At 35.8% G+C, this 17,573-nt stretch carries 14 protein-coding genes; 9 read left to right on the forward strand and 5 right to left on the reverse strand.

The window, feature by feature from the left end:
- Nucleotides 1-20 precede the first annotated feature (20 nt).
- Genes fabF through gcvPB form a run of 3 tightly spaced genes read left to right on the forward strand, consistent with a single transcriptional unit; the run spans nucleotide 21 to nucleotide 3,566 of the window.
- Nucleotides 21-1,283: a beta-ketoacyl-ACP synthase II gene (gene fabF / locus KF896_14935; protein ID MBX3045004.1), complete on the forward strand. Its 1,263-nt coding sequence runs from the start codon at nucleotides 21-23 to the stop codon at nucleotides 1,281-1,283.
- A gap of 15 nt (nucleotides 1,284-1,298) precedes the next feature.
- Nucleotides 1,299-2,108 carry a ribonuclease III gene (gene rnc / locus KF896_14940; GenBank protein ID MBX3045005.1) on the forward strand — a complete coding sequence of 270 codons (810 nt, stop codon included), beginning with the start codon at nucleotides 1,299-1,301 and terminating at the stop codon, nucleotides 2,106-2,108.
- A 9-nt stretch (nucleotides 2,109-2,117) separates the two neighbouring features.
- On the forward strand, nucleotides 2,118-3,566 hold the full coding sequence (gcvPB, locus tag KF896_14945) for an aminomethyl-transferring glycine dehydrogenase subunit GcvPB (protein MBX3045006.1): 1,449 nt from the start codon (nucleotides 2,118-2,120) through the stop codon (nucleotides 3,564-3,566).
- 139 nt (nucleotides 3,567-3,705) lie between these two features.
- Here the strand turns inward: gcvPB and KF896_14950 are convergent, their stop codons facing one another.
- The 5 genes from KF896_14950 to KF896_14970 all read right to left on the reverse strand — a co-directional run bounded on the left by KF896_14950 (nucleotide 3,706) and on the right by KF896_14970 (nucleotide 10,532).
- Nucleotides 3,706-4,854: a glycosyltransferase family 4 protein gene (locus tag KF896_14950; GenBank protein ID MBX3045007.1), complete on the reverse strand. Its 1,149-nt coding sequence runs from the start codon at nucleotides 4,852-4,854 to the stop codon at nucleotides 3,706-3,708.
- Nucleotides 4,855-4,868: 14 nt separating this feature from the next.
- Nucleotides 4,869-6,692 (reverse strand): DNA mismatch repair endonuclease MutL, encoded by a 1,824-nt coding sequence (gene mutL, locus KF896_14955; protein ID MBX3045008.1) that lies wholly within the window; start codon nucleotides 6,690-6,692, stop codon nucleotides 4,869-4,871.
- A 57-nt stretch (nucleotides 6,693-6,749) separates the two neighbouring features.
- Nucleotides 6,750-7,457: a methyltransferase domain-containing protein gene (locus KF896_14960; GenBank protein ID MBX3045009.1), complete on the reverse strand. Its 708-nt coding sequence runs from the start codon at nucleotides 7,455-7,457 to the stop codon at nucleotides 6,750-6,752.
- Entirely contained in the window at nucleotides 7,454-8,242 is a 789-nt protein-coding gene (locus tag KF896_14965) for a hypothetical protein (GenBank protein ID MBX3045010.1), read from the reverse strand. Before KF896_14965 ends, KF896_14960 begins: the two co-directional genes overlap by 4 nt.
- Nucleotides 8,243-8,390: 148 nt before the next feature.
- Complete coding sequence (locus tag KF896_14970; GenBank protein MBX3045011.1) at nucleotides 8,391-10,532, reverse strand: T9SS type A sorting domain-containing protein; 2,142 nt, start codon at nucleotides 10,530-10,532, stop codon at nucleotides 8,391-8,393.
- Between the two features lie 232 nt (nucleotides 10,533-10,764).
- Here KF896_14970 and KF896_14975 point away from each other — a divergent pair, with 232 nt between their 5' ends.
- The 6 genes from KF896_14975 to KF896_15000 all read left to right on the forward strand — a co-directional run bounded on the left by KF896_14975 (nucleotide 10,765) and on the right by KF896_15000 (nucleotide 17,544).
- Nucleotides 10,765-11,964 carry an aminotransferase class I/II-fold pyridoxal phosphate-dependent enzyme gene (locus KF896_14975; GenBank protein ID MBX3045012.1) on the forward strand — a complete coding sequence of 400 codons (1,200 nt, stop codon included), beginning with the start codon at nucleotides 10,765-10,767 and terminating at the stop codon, nucleotides 11,962-11,964.
- Between the two features lie 138 nt (nucleotides 11,965-12,102).
- Nucleotides 12,103-13,092 carry a phosphoribosylformylglycinamidine cyclo-ligase gene (purM, locus tag KF896_14980; protein MBX3045013.1) on the forward strand — a complete coding sequence of 330 codons (990 nt, stop codon included), beginning with the start codon at nucleotides 12,103-12,105 and terminating at the stop codon, nucleotides 13,090-13,092.
- Nucleotides 13,093-13,269: 177 nt separating this feature from the next.
- A complete protein-coding gene (gene msrB, locus KF896_14985) occupies nucleotides 13,270-13,701 on the forward strand; it encodes a peptide-methionine (R)-S-oxide reductase MsrB (protein MBX3045014.1) in 432 nt (143 codons plus the stop codon).
- Complete coding sequence (locus KF896_14990) at nucleotides 13,679-14,299, forward strand: hypothetical protein (GenBank protein MBX3045015.1); 621 nt, start codon at nucleotides 13,679-13,681, stop codon at nucleotides 14,297-14,299. The genes msrB and KF896_14990 overlap by 23 nt, the downstream gene beginning before the upstream one ends.
- A 15-nt stretch (nucleotides 14,300-14,314) precedes the next feature.
- Entirely contained in the window at nucleotides 14,315-15,394 is a 1,080-nt protein-coding gene (locus KF896_14995; protein MBX3045016.1) for a rhodanese-related sulfurtransferase, read from the forward strand.
- Between the two features lie 110 nt (nucleotides 15,395-15,504).
- Nucleotides 15,505-17,544: an OmpA family protein gene (locus tag KF896_15000; GenBank protein MBX3045017.1), complete on the forward strand. Its 2,040-nt coding sequence runs from the start codon at nucleotides 15,505-15,507 to the stop codon at nucleotides 17,542-17,544.
- The last annotated feature ends 29 nt before the right edge of the window (nucleotides 17,545-17,573 follow it).

A 17,573-nucleotide genomic window follows, 5' to 3' on the forward strand; every position in this document is an offset into this window, starting at 1 on the left:
AAAAAAACGGCGGGTAGTTTATGCCGAGATATAATTTCCCTAAGGTTGTTGTAACGGGTTTAGGAGCAGTTACTCCTATAGGCAATAACCTTCAAGAATATTGGAACTCGTTATTGGAAGGAAAAAGCGGTGGTGCTCCAATTACAAAGTTCGATGCTTCTGACTTTAAGACGCAGTTTGCGTGTGAAGTCAAGAATTTCGACCCTTCACCGCATATAAATTTTAAAGAAGCCCAAAGAATGGACTTATTTACTCAGTATGCTCTATCATCAGCAACAATGGCTGTTGAAGATGCCGGAATTGATTTTGATACTCTTGATAAAGAAAGAATCGGAGTTATAATTGGTTCAGGTATCGGTGGTATGTGGACATATCACCATCAACAACAAAATCTTTATGAAAGAGACGGCAAACCTGACAGAATTTCTCCATTTTTTGTTCCTATGCTTATTTCTGATATTGCAGCCGGTCACGTAGCAATTAAATGGGGACTTAAAGGTCCTAATTATGCTACCGTTTCTGCTTGTGCTACTTCATCTCACTCGCTTGCCGATGCACTGATGATTCTTCAACGCGGTGATGCTGATATGATGGTGGTAGGCGGAAGTGAAGCTGTTGTGTGTCCTATGGGTGTAGGTGGATTTAATGCAATGAAAGCTCTTTCCACCCGTAACGATGACCCAGCCGGTGCGAGTCGCCCGTTTGATAAAGAACGCGATGGATTTGTTATCGGTGAAGGTGCGGGAATCCTAATACTTGAAACAGAAGAACATGCTATAAAGCGCGGAGCCAAGATATATTGTGAGTTTGCCGGAATCGGTCTGACCGATGACGCATTCCATATCACTCAGCCGGCTCCAGGTGGAGAAGGTGCTGTTCGCTCAATGAAGCTTGCAATTAAAGACGCAGGGTTGGAACCTGAAGATATTGATTATATCAATGCTCATGGTACTTCAACTCCATTTAATGACAGAAACGAAACTGCTGCTATCAAGACTGTTTTTGGTAAGCATGCCTATAATTTGGCTGTTTCATCTACTAAGTCTATGACAGGTCACTTACTTGGCGCTGCAGGAGCGATTGAAGCTATTGCCGCTACATTAGCAATACATCATTCGAAAATTCCTCCAACTATTAATTATAGCACACCGGATGAAGATTGCGATTTGAACTATGTTCCTAATACGTCAATCGACAAACAAATCCGTGCTGCTGTTAGCAATACATTTGGTTTTGGAGGACATAATGCTTCATTATGCTTTAAAGCTTATGAAGTCAAATAATTTACTGATAATATTGTGAAACGTATTTTCAGAAATATTTATGAAAACCTGTTTGGAAAAAAGCCTCTTGACAGCCAAGCTATCAAAGAGGCTTCCAAAAGGGGTTTCCCTGAACTTGGGTTTCTGGGAGAATCTTTAAAAGACGAGCTTGAAATAAGGCTTAAAATTAATATTGATAATACTGCTATATTCGAACAGGCTTTGACTCATCGCTCTTACTTGCAAGTGCTTCCTCATGGAAACTACAATTCAAATGAGAGGCTCGAGTTCCTTGGGGATGCTGTTCTTAGCATGATTGTTACAGATTATCTTTTTGCCAATCACATCAATGAAGCCGAAGGCTCGCTTACGAAACTTCGCTCTATGATGGTCAACAGATATGCTTTAGCAAATTGTGCTCATGAGCTCGAACTTGAGAAATTTTTAAGAGTCAGCCACGGAGCTGAAAAAAATCTTAAAAGTGGCAGTGATTCAATGATGAGTGATGCCGTAGAGGCTATTATAGCTGCTGTATATTTAGATTCAGGATATAATGCCGCTACTGATTTTGTAGTGAAAGTTTTGATACCGATTATTATAAAATCAAATTTATTTGAGGATAATAATTATAAAAGCCAATTACTTGAGGCAGTGCAGAAAGATGGAAAAAAAGCACCAACTTATCAGGTATTGGAAGAAACTGGACCACCGCACAACAAGGAATTTCGTATAGGTGTTGTTATTGATGGCGAAATTCAAGGTACCGGCAGTGGAAAAAATAAAAAAGAAGCTGAACAAAAAGCTGCTATGGCGGCTTTAGAAAATTTGTCAAGTAAAATTCAATAATGGATATATATGGAAAAGTTGATTTTTGAAAAAAGCGGTAAAGGAAGAGTTGGATATTCATTGCCGAAATTATCCATCGAAATTAAGGATTTGAAATCCTTATTACCCGAAAAATTTATTAGAAAAAATGACGCTGAACTTCCGGAAGTTAGCGAAAATGAGATTGCCAGGCATTTTCAACGTCTTTCTCACTTGAATTATAATATCGAAAAAGGGTTATATCCTCTTGGTTCATGCACAATGAAATATAATCCAAAAGTTAATGAAGTAACATCTTCTTATAGTGGCTTTGCTGACCTTCATCCATTATCTAACGAAGATATGGCTCAGGGTGCATTAGCTGTGATGTATGATTTGGGCGAAGCACTTAAAGAAGTTACTGCTCTGCAGGGTGTTACTCTCCAACCTGCAGCCGGCTCGCAAGGTGAGCTTGCAGGTATTTTAATGTTCAGGGCTTATCATAATGCTCATGGCAATACTAAAAGGAACAAAATTCTTATTCCGAATGCCGCGCACGGCACTAATCCGGCATCAGCAGCTATTGCAGGATTTCAGATTGTAGAGCTCAAATCAAATGAACAAGGCAGAGTAGATATTGAAGACCTTAAGTCAAAATTGGGTGATGATACTGCAGGATTTATGCTTACAAATCCAAACACAGTTGGAATTTTTGAAAAGGAAATTTTGCTTATAAATGAACTTGTTAAAGATGCAGGTGGTCTCAGCTACATGGATGGGGCTAATCTTAACGCTCTTCTCGGTATAGCCAGACCCGGAGATATGGGATTCGACTGCGTTCATATCAATTTGCACAAAACATTCTCAACTCCTCACGGTGGTGGCGGTCCCGGCTCAGGTCCGGTTTGCGTAAGCCAAAGACTTGTTCCTTATCTGCCTGTACCACAGATTGAAAAAGATGGCGAAAGATTCATAATGAATTTTGATAAGCCTGAATCAATTGGCAAGATGCACTCTTTCTGGGGCAACTTCGGTATGTATACACGTGCTTTGACTTACATCAGAATGCATGGAGCCGAAGGACTTAGAGAGGTAAGTGAAAATGCAATTCTGAATGCAAATTATATAAGAGCGCTTATTAAAGATAATTACAAGATGCCTTATAATGAAAACGGTATGCACGAATTTGTTATTAGTGCTGACTATCAAAAAGAATTAGGCGTCAATGCTAAGGATATAGCTAAGCGTTTGCTTGACTATGGATTCCATGCTCCGACAATTTATTTCCCGCTTATTGTTCATGAATGTATGCTCATTGAACCTACTGAAACTGAAGCTATCGAAAATCTTGAACGTTTTGCTGATGTTATGAATCAAATTGCGGAAGAAGCCCGTACAAATCCTGAGCTTGTTACTTCAGCACCTCTGACTACTCCAATCAGAAGGGTTGATGATGCTTTAGCAGCAAGAAAATTGAATATTCGCTGGACTCAAGAATAATATATTTCATTAATATTAATTATTAGATTTTTGAAGTTGTCACTATCTGAAGATAGTGGCAATTTTTTTTCTACAATAATCCTGTTTTAAAAAATTGTAATACTTAGAAATAAGTATGGCAATCTCAAAATAGAGAAATTTATTTTCCCTGATTTTCTTTGGAATTATATTGATTGATAGTATTGTAAATTACCTCAAGCATTTCGCCGGCTGATTTATCCCAGCTGAAGGTTTCAGCCCATCTGACAGCTCCGTTACACAATTCTTCAAATAATCTTTTGTTCTGTAACACATTAGTCATTTTAGCGGCTAACTCCTTAATATTTCCGTATTCATAAAGCAAACCGGATTTTCCGACACTGACTGAATCCCTCAATCCGGGCACATCGGCTGATATCACAGGCGTTCCACAGGCGTTGGCTTCAATATTTGTAATACCCCAACCTTCTTTCATTGATGTATTTACAATAATATGTGATCGGGATAAAATTTTACTTTTGTCATCCTCTGAAACAAATCCATGGAATATTACTGAGTCAGCTATACCAAGAGTATCAGAAAGCTTCTCCAAATATGGTCTGAAGTCGCCTCTTCCAATTATTTCAAGTTTAGCGTCAGGCATATTTTCTTTTAAAATTGCAAATGCACTGAATAAATGGTCAACTGATTTATATTTTTTTAGTCTTCCGAAGTATGTAACAGTAGGTGATTTTGATTTTTCACATACTTTCATCGGAAAATTTTCCTGAGTAATTGCATTGGTTACTATGCTAAAACGGCTTGTATCGAATCCTCTCTGAGTAAACTCGTCGAGTGTGCTTTGGGAAACAACTGAAAATGGAGTATGTTTGTAAATAAAATTTACTACAAATTCAGAAAAATAGACATAGCTTCCGGCTATAATATTTGCCTCACGATATATACTTTTTCCAAAAAAGTGATGACTGATTGCAAGTAGGGGTTTTGATTTTATATAAATTGGTGTATAAAAAGGAATTTTGTTTATATCATCAATAATAATATCGAAATCTTTAGCTTTCAAAGCATCCTTCACAAGTCCTGGCACATAATAATTAAAAAGTGAGCGGCTACCTTTCCTTGTTACATCTATTTCGTCAATAATCTCATTTTCAGGTAATCCGACTGACTCACAGGAAATGAGTTTTACGTAGTGCCCCATTTTCGCTATTCGGCTGAAAATCTCATGAAGATGCACTTCAGCACCGCCACCAAGAGGATTTTTAATATCCTGCCAGTTCAAAATCAATATATTTAATTTATCTTTCATTATACATGCAAAATTTATGAGCTGAAAAATAATTTATTGTAAAATTCCTGTGATGTCAGTTTGATTACAGATTTTTTTCCTCTTGGAGAAAATATTGGAATTTTATAGTTTTTCAAAGATTTCATCAAATCTCTTATTTCTACTTCCATTAAGTCAGAGCCATTTTTGACAGATACAGCCTCTGAATAAAATGTGCAAATTTTGTCGAATAAATCGCCGATTAAATCAATTTCGATTGTTGACAATTCATTTAGAAATTTCCGCAGAGATTCTTCTTCCTTTCCTTGCCTGATTGTATTTGGAATTCCTGAAAAAACAACTTCATTGCCTGATATTTCATATCTGAAACCGATAGATTCAATCTCAGATATAGCTTTTGTAAGAATTTGTTTTTGACCTTCAGATATCTCAATATCAATAGGAAAAAGTATATCCTGAACAGATGAATTTCCGGATATCTTTTGACTTAAAGCTCTGTCATAAAGTATTCTTTGTTGCAATCCTGATTGATCCATAATTACTAAATAGTCGTTTATTTCAATGACTATAAATCTGCTTCCGATATACTTATAATTATGACTTTCTATGTCTGCAGGAATAAGCAAATCATTCGAATAATCAGATGTTTTGCCAAAAATATCATCAAATGCACTGCGATTTGGCTTGAACCTTGAAATATCTCCTGTTCCAGAAAAATTCTGATTCGAATTGTCATAGTTAAAGTTATTGATTATTTCACCGGTCATTTTATTTACAACAATTTTATCTTTTCCTGAATGAACAGTTGTAAATGGATTTGCGGCATTCTGAATATCTATATTTATCTCAGGAATCATACTATATGAGCTCAAAGCTCCAAGAATAGCTGATTTAATCGAATTATAAACAAATCTTTCATCATCAAATTTAACTTCATGCTTCTGCGGATGGACATTCACATCAACTTTAGAATAATCAATTCCAATATTAAGTATAAATAATGGCTTCTGGTTCTTGTCAAGCAGTTCCTCATAACATGAATAAACTGCATGAGCCAGAGAATTGCTTAAAATTGACCTGCCATTCAGAAAGAAAAACTGTCCGGAACGGCTCTGTCTGGCTAGATGTGGCTCACCAACGAAACCATTGATTTTTATAAAATCATTCTGATATTCTACCGGAATAAGTGATGTCTTTACACTTTGCCCTAATAACTCGATAATCCTTTGCTTCAGGTCTGATTTCCTTACATCGAAAATTAAAGTATCATCATCATAAAATGTAAATCTTACCTCAGGTCTTGCGATTGCAATTTTAATCATTGTATCAGAAATATATCTGAATTCAGTCAGGTTCGATTTGAGAAATTTACGTCTTGCAGGAACATTATAAAATAAATTTCTCACAAAAATCTGAGTTCCCTTATCGCAGTTGAACTCTTCAATCAACTCATCTTTCATAGGCTCAGCGATCAATCTCCATCCGTGCTTATCATCATGTCGCTTGGTTCTTATCTCAACATTTGCAACTGAGCATACCGATGCTAACGCCTCTCCGCGAAATCCATAAGTTTTTATTTCTTCCAAGTCTTCAGACGAGAATACTTTGCTTGTGGCGTGCCGTTTCACAGATAACCTTAAATCTTTCTCTGACATTCCATTGCCGTTATCTATTACGTGGATGAGACTCTTTCCTGCATTTTTAACTGAAAGTATAATCGTATCAGCTCCGGCATCTAGAGAATTTTCAATTAACTCCTTTACTACTGATTCCGGTTTCTGAACAACTTCACCCGCCGCTATTTGATTAGCAATAAAGTCAGGAAGTAATTTGATAATATTTTCTGTTATTTCGCTCATTAAATAAAACACGAATTATTTGAAATTTCTCTTTAAAAAAGTTTTCAACAGCAATAATTATTTTTTTTTGAGAATTAATGTTATTTTATTGCGTGTCATCAATGTAAAAATTCTGATTAGTGCTTTCAAATTTCTCATTTTCAGCTCTACAAAAAGTTGTTTAATATGTCCTCTCCCCTTTCTATTGAGAATTTCATAATCTTTCTGGCAGAAAATTTTTAAAATATCACTTTCAGTAAAATTATAAGGATGTCCTTTATCAATTTCGAATTTTTCGAGTATATTTCTAAGGATTTTTCCGATTAAATGATAAGTATTCTGCTTGAAATAAATTATGGCACCAATTTCTGCTACTCTGTTGATTTCACTAATAACTTTATAAGGGCTTTGACAGTGGTCGAGCACATTATCAACAATAATTAAATTGAATACCGAATCATCAAAAGGCAGTTCTTCACCCATAGCTTTGTAATAATTCACATTTTTATCTCGATAATCAGCATATTCACTGACAGATGAGTAGAAATCTTCAAGCGGGTCAACAGCACATCTCAAATCAGCATTGAGATGTGTAAGAATTCCTGCCGGTCCACTTCCGATTTCAAGTATTTTCAGTGACTTACTTTGATCTACAAATGGAGCGACCTGTTGCCTGAGTTCATCAGCAAATTTTTTTAAATAGCTTAAATCTATGGCTGCTTTTTTCTTATTCCACCAATTTTTCTCATAGTTTTGAGCTTTTTCCCATCTGATTTTCCGGCTCATTTTTCAGCCTTTTTAATTTGATTTTCAAGGTCAATCATTACAAATCCATATTTAGGTTTGATGGTTAGAGCCTTTTTCATATTTTGCCTTGCATCATCGAATTTTCCTTCCAAAATATCAATTTGAGCTAAATAAGCATAAATCTCCGCATCCCCAGCCCAATTAAGCTCAAGGGAATCAGTTTGCATGTTTTTTTTGTTGATTTCAAGGCATTTCATAAGTATTTTTCGAGCTTTTACTTTATCTCCACCATAAAACCCGGGAATATGCATCAAATGCGTTGCAGCGACAAGCAGGACTTTGCTGTTTAAGGAATCCGACGAATAAGCATCATAAATTCTGTTTTTTGCTTTCTGTCCTAAAAATATCGCTTTCAGAGGTGAAAGAGCAGATTTTTTACCGTAAGCAGCTGATATCATAGCAAGAGCTACAGGTGTCTCTTTGTTAGCGAATGCTTTCTCAAACCTATCGAGCGAGCTATCGAAATAGTCGTAAGCAAGGTCACGGCTTTCATTGTAAACTACTCTTCCGAGGCAGTATCTGATTATTCCGTTATAATAATATGAATAATAGTCAGAATTGTCCGATTTGATAAGATTGTCTGAGATTTCAAGTAAATTTGAAAGTTTTTTTTTATCAAATGAATAATAATATACATTTATACTATCTCTAAGATTTTTGATTTCAGAATTTTCAGGATTTTTTGAAATCAAATCTTTTGGTAAGAAAATAATTGGCAGAAAATGTAATATTATAAATAGTTTAAAAAATCCGTTTCTTATCATTATCAGTATACTGTAAATAATCATCTATTAAATTATGGGTTAACTTTAAATCAATAAAATTATTTTAAAAATAAATGAGATTTCTCTTTAAAAAAAGCTGCCCCAATTTTACTTATCAATGAAGCAGCTGATTTTTTTTATAATTGGATTACATTTTGATTAATTTCTCTACGTAAATTTTGTTGCCATTTTTCATTCTAACAAAATAAACTCCCGGATTAATACTCAAGCCTGTCGCAGTTTTCAGGTCCCAATTGACAGTATGAGTTCCGGCATACAAATCACTGTGCAATAAAATGATCAATTGATTTCCACTAAGGTCAACCACCTCAATTTCTGTTGGTCCTGAAATACCATTAGTAAATTGAATGGTTGCTAAATCAGTTGCAGGATTCGGATTAATTTTTATACCTGAATTAAAAGTAGTTTTGCTGTTTACACTTGTTACAAAGGCACTTCCGACTCTACCACGACTGACATTATAATATCTTCCTGAATTATTGGTTTCAAGCATTGCAGTCCGAACCAAGTAATAAATATCACCATCAAACCTGTAGAAGTCTTCATTTGAAAGAGTGTCTATGAACTCTGTTCCCTTTAGCGGATTGGAATTAAGTTTTTCATATTTTCCGAACTCATCAGTAGAGCGATAAATATTAAAATGATGCTCAGTAGCAATTTCAGGTGCCGACCATTCAATTTTTACTGTATGAATATCATCAGATTCGCCTAATGGAACTGAAACTTTTACCAAATCGGGGCTTGGTACAGAATAAGGAGATAGCTTTAATGTCGGGTCACCCATAAGTGCAGTATGGATGTTTCGCATACCGATACTAAAAATAACTCCATTGGGATATTGTGCTGTATAAACAATATTCGGTTTATAAGTGTTAGTATTATTATGAGATAGGAGTGCTGAATAACCAATCGGATAGCCAAAAGCCATGTGGTGATAATACCAGTGAGGACGTCCTGCCCAACTACAGGTTAGAGCCATCGGATTTGTAGCAAGTGGCGCTCTCAGGAAATTGTTATCAATATCCCAATCTCCAAAATATGAGCCGAAAAGCATAGTAAACACAGCATTGACATCTTTAGTAGCAAAGTCGTTGGTATTTCCAATACCGCCGGCGCTTGTGTAAGAACCACCTCCGCAACCATACGCAAATAGCTTGCTTTCAGTTCCGAGAGTAGTAAAAAAGTCTGCTTTTTTTACGTTCTTTCTTCCGGCAAGAGAGCCGATATTTCTCCAGCCTGAGCTTGCGAATGCTTCAACTATATTATGTGCCGCAAAATTATCATCAATAATGCCTGCAATTTCATAATCAAATTGCCCGTTGCGGTAATTATGATTTTTATCAAGATAACGTTTTAAAAGTACCGCTTCCGGATTCTGAAGCTCTCCATGGAACGCTTTCATTCCATACAGGTCCACCCTACCGACTGCAATTGAGGCAAGTGAAGTTCCAATACTTGATTGGTCAAATTTTCCATCACCGGGAATATTTTTATTTGCTTCTCTGCTTGCAACTGTCATATTTACTGAAACATCTGTCCATAATAATTCATTCGGATATCCGTAGTAAATATCAGCAGGCCAGGCGCCACGGTGGTCAGGATGTGCATCAGGATAAATATCACCTGAATATGGTACAGCAACTCTGCCTAAAATATAAATTGATTTTAAATCATTTCGATATTTGTTGTATTCATCAATTACAATCTGTTTAGCTGATTTCACAGCTTGTCCGTCAAATTGTTCAGTTCGTGGTACATATCTCTCCAATATCCCCCATCCTTCGGCTCTAAGGTCATTTTTTAGCCTGAGAATTTCGCTACTTAAAGCGTCTTTCATTGTTTCATCAATCAACAGAAGTACATAGCCGGGCTGGTCGTATTCCGGTACATCAATACCAGTGAGCAAATACCCAAACCCCCAGAAAGACATGGGGTTACTTTGAGCTGTACCTCTCTGAAGTGCCCAAACTTCATACTCATAGGCAACTCCGGGAAGTACATTGGGGTCAGTATATTCAGTCGTTAAACTATCTAATATTGCAATCGGCTCATTGCCGAAAGCATAGTCAGCTATCCTTTTCTTATGGATTCTGTATTGAGATGCAAGCTCATTCTTTTCCCAAATCAATTTTATTGATGGTGGATTTATGCTTACTTCAGCAGACAGCAATACAGCAAAATCACGGGAGTCAACATTGCGCAATTCTTGAGAAAAAGCAATTTTAGCTACGAATAAAAGCACAAAAATTAAGGCAAAAATCTTTTTCATATCATCTCCAAAAATTCACTTATATAATATTACAAAATTAATGATTTTTTTTTTACTACAATGATTTTAAATCTAAAAAATACAATACTTTCAAACATTTCAAAAACAATAATCGCTATTATTGAAAATAATTCATAATTAATTGCTTTTCTCATTTTTTTTTACGAATTTTGTACTTTAATAAATGACAATTTATAAAAAAAAATACTGATAAAAACAGGAGTTACTAAAAATGGATTATAAACCTGCTAACAGGATACAGGATTATCTTGTATTTGGCGAATTTGGTGGAGTAAACCCATCAATAACTGATTCATCTACATTCACTTTTTTGACAAGTGAAAAGATGAATGAAATTTTCGAGCATGAAATCGAAGGATGCTACCTTTATTCGCGCCACATGAATCCTATGAACAGTTTCTTAAGCGATGCATTAGCACTTCTTGAGAATACACCTGCTGCACATGTTTTTGCATCGGGCATGGGAGCAATAAGCTGCGCTACTTTGCAATTATGTTCAAGCGGCGACGAAATTGTATCGAGCCGAACTGTCTATGGCGGTACTTTTGCATTATTTAAAAATATTTTTCCTGAAATGGGAATAAAATGTAATTTTGTTGATATTACTAAGTTGGATGAAGTAAAAGCAGCAATTACTCCAAGAACTAAGGTGATATACTGCGAAACCATCAGCAACCCAATGCTTGAAGTTGCAGATATTAAAGCACTCAGACAAATTGCTGATGAAAGTGATTGTAAACTTGTCGTGGACAATACTTTTACTCCAATGGTGATATCTCCATATAATCACGGGGCACATATAGTGATTCATAGTTTGACGAAGTATATCAACGGGGCAAGTGACGCTGTAGGCGGAGTAGTCTGCGCTGATAGGGAATTTATCAGTAGTATGAAAGATGTAAATACCGGATACTCAATGCTCCTCGGTCCGACTATGGATAGTTTGAGAGCAGCGAGCATACTAAAAAATCTCAGGACACTTCACATAAGGATGCAACAGCACAGTAAAAACGCAATGTTCATAGCTGAAAAGCTTGAAGCTGCCGGTTTGCGTGTTATTTATCCCGGACTTAAGTCTCATCCTCATCATGAAAAAATGAAAGTGCTGATGAATCCCGGCTATGGATTTAGCGGTATGGTTACTCTTGATGTCAAAACTGATGAAATTGCTGCAAAAATACTCCCTATGATGCAGGAAAATCTTGTTGGTTACTTTGCTGTAAGTCTTGGTTTTTACAAGACACTGTTTAGTTCGCCAAGCCATTCAACTTCATCGGAAATTCCGGAAGATGTGCGTGACGATATAGGAATGACCGGTAGTATTATAAGATTTTCTTTCGGACTTGATTTTGAAATCGAAAGAAGTTGGGAAAGAATCGAGCATTGCCTTAAAGAAGTAGGTCTTCTTTAACATCCCTCTATTTAATAATTTTAGACCGTTGTAAATTTTTTGACATTTTACAGCGGTCTATTTAATATATTGCTTTGCTGCAATTTATTAATTGATTATTTTTGTTGTTTAATATAATTATCATTTTAAAAAAGTATCATGAGCATTTCATATAAAGATTCAGGTGTGGATATATTAGCAGGCGAAGAAACTGTTGACAGAATAAAGCCTCTTGTAAAATCAACACATAATGATAAAGTCTTATCAAATATAGGTTTATTCGGCGGTTTCTACGACGCTTCATTTAAAGAATACGAACATCCAATATTGGTTGCAAGCACAGATGGAGTCGGTACAAAGCTAAAAGTCGCATTCATGTCTGATTACCACAAAACAATTGGCCAGTGCTTAGTAAATCACTGCGTAAATGATATTTTGTGTTGTGGAGCAAAACCATTATTTTTCCTTGACTACTTTGCTACCGGCAAGCTTAATCCTGATGTCACTGTTGATGTTATCGAGGGATTTGTAACTGCCTGCAAAGAAAATGAGACTGCACTTATTGGCGGAGAAACTGCTGAAATGCCTTCGATGTATAATGAAGGGGAATATGATGTTTCAGGTACAATCATAGGAGTAGTTGACAAAAAAAATATTGTTAATGGCACAAGTATCAAGAAAGGTGATGTTCTTATCGGACTGAAATCAACAGGACTTCATACAAACGGATACTCACTTGCACGTGCAGTACTTTTCCCGAAATACAATGTAAATGATTTTGTCAACCACCTTGATGAAACAGTAGGTGAAGCACTTTTAAAAGTGCATAAAAGCTATTTGAAATATGTCCTACCACTTGTAGAAATGCAGGTATTGACTGGAATAAGTCACATAACCGGAGGTGGATTGATTGGAAATACATCGAGAATTATGCCTGATGGATTGTCACTCAATATTGACTGGAATTCTTGGAAAAGACCTGCGATTTTTGAGCTTATACAGGAAGAAGGTAATATTTCTGAAGAAGAAATGAGAGCGGCATTCAATTTGGGAATTGGCATGGTGCTGGTTACTAATCCAGGTAATGTTGAACTCGTTGTTAATTCAGTCAAAGAATATGAGCCGGTTATTATTGGCGATGTGAAGTAAATATAAATATTTTTAGAAAATTTTGACTCAATTTCATCGTCAATTACTTTTTTTTAGGATTGATGAGCAATATATATGAAATGGGCTGAAATAATTGCATTAACATTCTTTTTTAGTATATTTGCAGTTTGCTGTAATGCTGAAAATAAAAAAGAACAAATTGAAGAAAATAGCGAAATGAGCTTTGAAATAAATAAATCTGATACTGAATGGAAAAATATTCTATCTGACGAAGAGTATTATATCTTACGTAAGAAGGGTACTGAAAGGCCACACACCGGTAAGTATAATATGCACTTTGAAGACGGTTTGTATAAATGTAAAGCTTGCGGCAATGTGCTTTTTGATAGCGATACAAAGTTTGATTCACATTGTGGCTGGCCTAGCTTTTCTGATGTAAAAGATAAAAAAGCAATTAAAGAAGTAATTGATACAAGTCATGGGATGATTCGTACCGAAGTTGTTTGCAATAAGTGTGGCGGTCATCTGGGGCATGTATTTGACGATGGTCCAAATCCTACAGGATTAAGATATTGCATCAATTCTGTATCTATTGATTTTGAAAGTGCAACTAAAGAAGACGAAAATGGACAGAGCAAAGAAAACTGACGATTTTATTCTTAAACTAATTAAGCAACAGCCCGATATTGACCGCGGAAAAAAGATGATTTTTGACGCAATCGGCGAAATTATTCCCGGTTATAATTTCGGTTCCCTCAAAGGACTTGATTTCGACAGAACCCTGATTGAATTTGAAAACTGGCTGGTTCAGACAATTACTTCTGACCCATTACCTATTTCTGTTAAATCAATATGGTTTGGTTTGGGTGATGTGAGTAATAAAGAAGATGCTGCCACTGGTATTGGCGGAGAAATACAAATTACTCTTAAAGGCTCAAAGTTTTTGCCTTCATCTAAGCCTAAAGACTGGTTTAAAAAGGATTTGTGGGATGCAACAGGTAAGCAGTCTGAGATTAAAGCATTTAAAACTATTTCAAATTCTTTGAAAAATTACCCTAATGATGCTCAAGATATTCAAAGTCTTGTACTTGTTGCTCTTGCTGTGGTATTGCTTATAAATGGTTTTGATATTATTAAACACGAATTTCTGGTTTATCAGCCATCACTTGCAATCGGCTGCGGCTATGAAACCGGGATTCATTATGTTGTTGGTAATTTGACAGAGGAAGGTATCCAGACGCCTTAAAAATATATATTGAGTATGAAACAAAAGAGCAATTTTAAATTACTTACCTTTTATAAATTTGTTGATATCGAAAATCCCCGTGAACTAACTGAGCAGCACAGGGATTTTTGTGTAGATATTGGTCTTCGGGGTCGAATTTTCATTGGCGAAGAAGGAATTAATGCCACAGTTTCCGGTAACTTTGGACAAATCAAAGCATACTTGTTATATTTAAAGTCCATACCTGAATTCAGAGATATTCCGGACATAGAAGAAAAGACTACTTTAGTCACTGAGCATCAATTTAATAAAATGATAGTACGCTACCGAAGAGAAATTGTAGCTTTAGGCGAAATATTCAAATCATCTGAAATTCAGCAATCAACCCATAAAATTTCTGTAGATGAATTTAAAGAAGTGATGGAAAATTATCGGGATGATTATGTTCTGCTTGATATGAGAAATGATTATGAGTATAATCTTGGACATTTCCGTGATGCCGTTCCTGCCGGAACAATTTACTTCAGAGAGCTAAAAGATGTGCTTGAAGACTACAAAAAGCAATATTCTGATAAAAAAATCATAATGTATTGTACAGGCGGAATAAGATGCGAAAAAGCCGGCGCTTTGCTTGAAAGAGAAGGAATTGAAGGTGTTTTCCAGCTTGATGGTGGTGTTGTAAAATATGTCAACAAATTTAATGATAAAAATTGGGTTGGAAATCTATACACTTTCGATGGAAGAATAAGTACACCGGTTGGTGATGATAGCACTCATACCATTATCTCTAAATGTCACTATTCAGGCGAGCCGGCTGAAGAGTATTTCAATTGCAGATTTGGTAAATGCAATGACCAAATCATTAGCACTGAAGACAAGTATAAAAAGTATTTCGGATTTTGCAGCGAAGAGTGCAAAGAAAAATCTCTGGAAACGCTTCTCATTCGCAATGAGTCATTCGATAAGTTGAATTATAAAATTCTGCGCGGACAAATTAAATCATATCCCGAAAAGCATAATGAAATTGCCATGATAATAAGAAATAATATTTCTAAACATCTTGATGGAATTACAATTCCGGTTGAAAAATCCCGAAAACTAAAAGTTTCCGGCTGAAACTAATAATTTTAAATAATTTTATAAACAAAATTATAAAGAATAGATTTACATTTACTAAAATGCTTATATTTGTATTTTGTAATCTTGACAAATTGAAATAATTATAAATGAATTTGAAAATTATATTCTACGTTTGTATTTTTGCTGTAATGTTAACAAATATCTCTATTTCGGAAGAAACTGAAGTAGCAGATTCTGTCAATTATGAGTTAAAGCCAAAGTTTGGAATTGTTGGTGGTCTAAATTTAAATCTTCATTCTACATCAATAACTGATATTCAGGGGTTCAATAGTTGCTGTCCTGAATTCACCGGTGGCTTTGGAACAGGATTTTATATCGGTGGACTGATTGATTATCCAATTGATGATAAATTGCAGCTAATGCTTCGACTGACTTATTCATCTTACAATGGTCTTTTATCCGAACAGACGGTTCTACCTGTTTTAGATATTCGTACAGGCGGGTCAATACCTGCAACAATAGAAAATCAATTTGATGTTCAGTTTGGTACTATTGGTATAGAACCAATGGTTGCATACAGACTCCATAAGGAACTTTTCGGTCATTTCGGATTCCGTGCAGGGCTACTTGTTGACCATAATTATTCTCATATCGAAGAAATAACAAACCCAAAAGATCGCGGCACATTCAGCAATGGATTACAAACTTGGAATGTGTCATTTGGAGATTTGCCCGACCCGAATGTGCTACTTTTAGGTTTGAAAATCGGTGCAAGCTATACTTTGCCAATGAACAAAAAAGGTTCGCTATTTATAGTGCCTGAAATATTTTACAACCTTCAGTTTACACCCGTGATTAAAAACCAGACATGGAACATTCATCAGTTTCAAATTGGAGCAGCTGTGAAGTATCGTCAACCACCGCCGCCACCGCCGCCACCACCTCCACCACTCTCGCCACCTTTCCCTGAAATGCCGTTGCCACAGGAACCTCCTGTTCTGGAAGCTGATATTTCTATTGTTGAAGTGGACAGTCTTGGTAATGAGAATAAAAACTTCAGTTTGAAAATTGAAGACTTTATCTCTTATAATATGAGACCCTTGCTGACTTACGTATTTTTTGATTCATTATCTTCAAATATACCTGATAAGTATATACAACTTAGCAAAAAAGTGAAAGAAAAATTCAGTAAGGAATCGCTCCAGAATCTCGGACCAATTGAGACTTATTATCATGTGCTCAATATTATTGGAATGAGAATGAATAATTACCCCGATGCTACCATAAAAATTACTGGAACAAATTCAAATTCAGGTGATGAAAAAGGTAATACTGCTTTATCAAGAGACAGAGCTCTTAAAGTCAGAGATTATTTGAGGGATACCTGGGGAATTGATGCCACAAGAATGCCAATAACTTCAAGGAACCTTCCTGAAAAATTCACCCGTTTAGACGACCCGGGAAGTGATGAAGAAAACCGAAGAGTCGAAATATCAGCAAGTGACCCAAGAATTACTGAGCCGGTTTTTACTGTGGATACAATGAGAATTTTATCTGAATACAACTTGAGATTTAAACCAAGCTCACAGTCTGATGTTGGTATAAAAAATTGGGAAGTAAAGGCTGTATTTGATTCTAAGGAATTAGTTTCTTATGACGGCAAGGGCAATGTTCCGGTTAATCTGGATTGGAAATTAGATAAAGCATCAAACGGAGCACCCAAAACTGCCGGCAATATATTTTATTTTCTGACTGTAACTGATTCTCTTTCCCAGACAGCCGTTTCAGCAAGGAACCGTTTACCAATCGAACGTTTGACGATTGACCGCAAGCGCCTTGAGAGAATTAAGGACAAAGAATTTGAATATTACAGTTTAATTTTATTTGATTTCGGAAAATCAAATCTTCGTTCAGAGCATAATCAAGTGGTTGACTTCATTAAAAATCGAGTGACACCTAATGCGACAGTTTATATTAAAGGATATACCGATTTGATAGGTGATGAAGCTATTAATAAAAGAATTTCCGAAAAAAGAGCAAAATCAGTTGCTGACAGATTGAAAATCCCATCAGCTATTGTTGAAGGAATCGGAGAGGAAATAATACTTTACGACAACGAAACCCCTGAAGGGCGTTATTATTGCCGTACTGTTCAAATTATTATCGAAACACCCGTAGAAGATTAAATTTCAAAATTTTATTGTTTACTAAAATA

This window comes from Ignavibacteriota bacterium, from assembly GCA_019637995.1.
In the GTDB taxonomy this organism is placed as follows: Bacteria; Bacteroidota; Ignavibacteria; order Kapaibacteriales; family UBA2268; genus JANJTB01.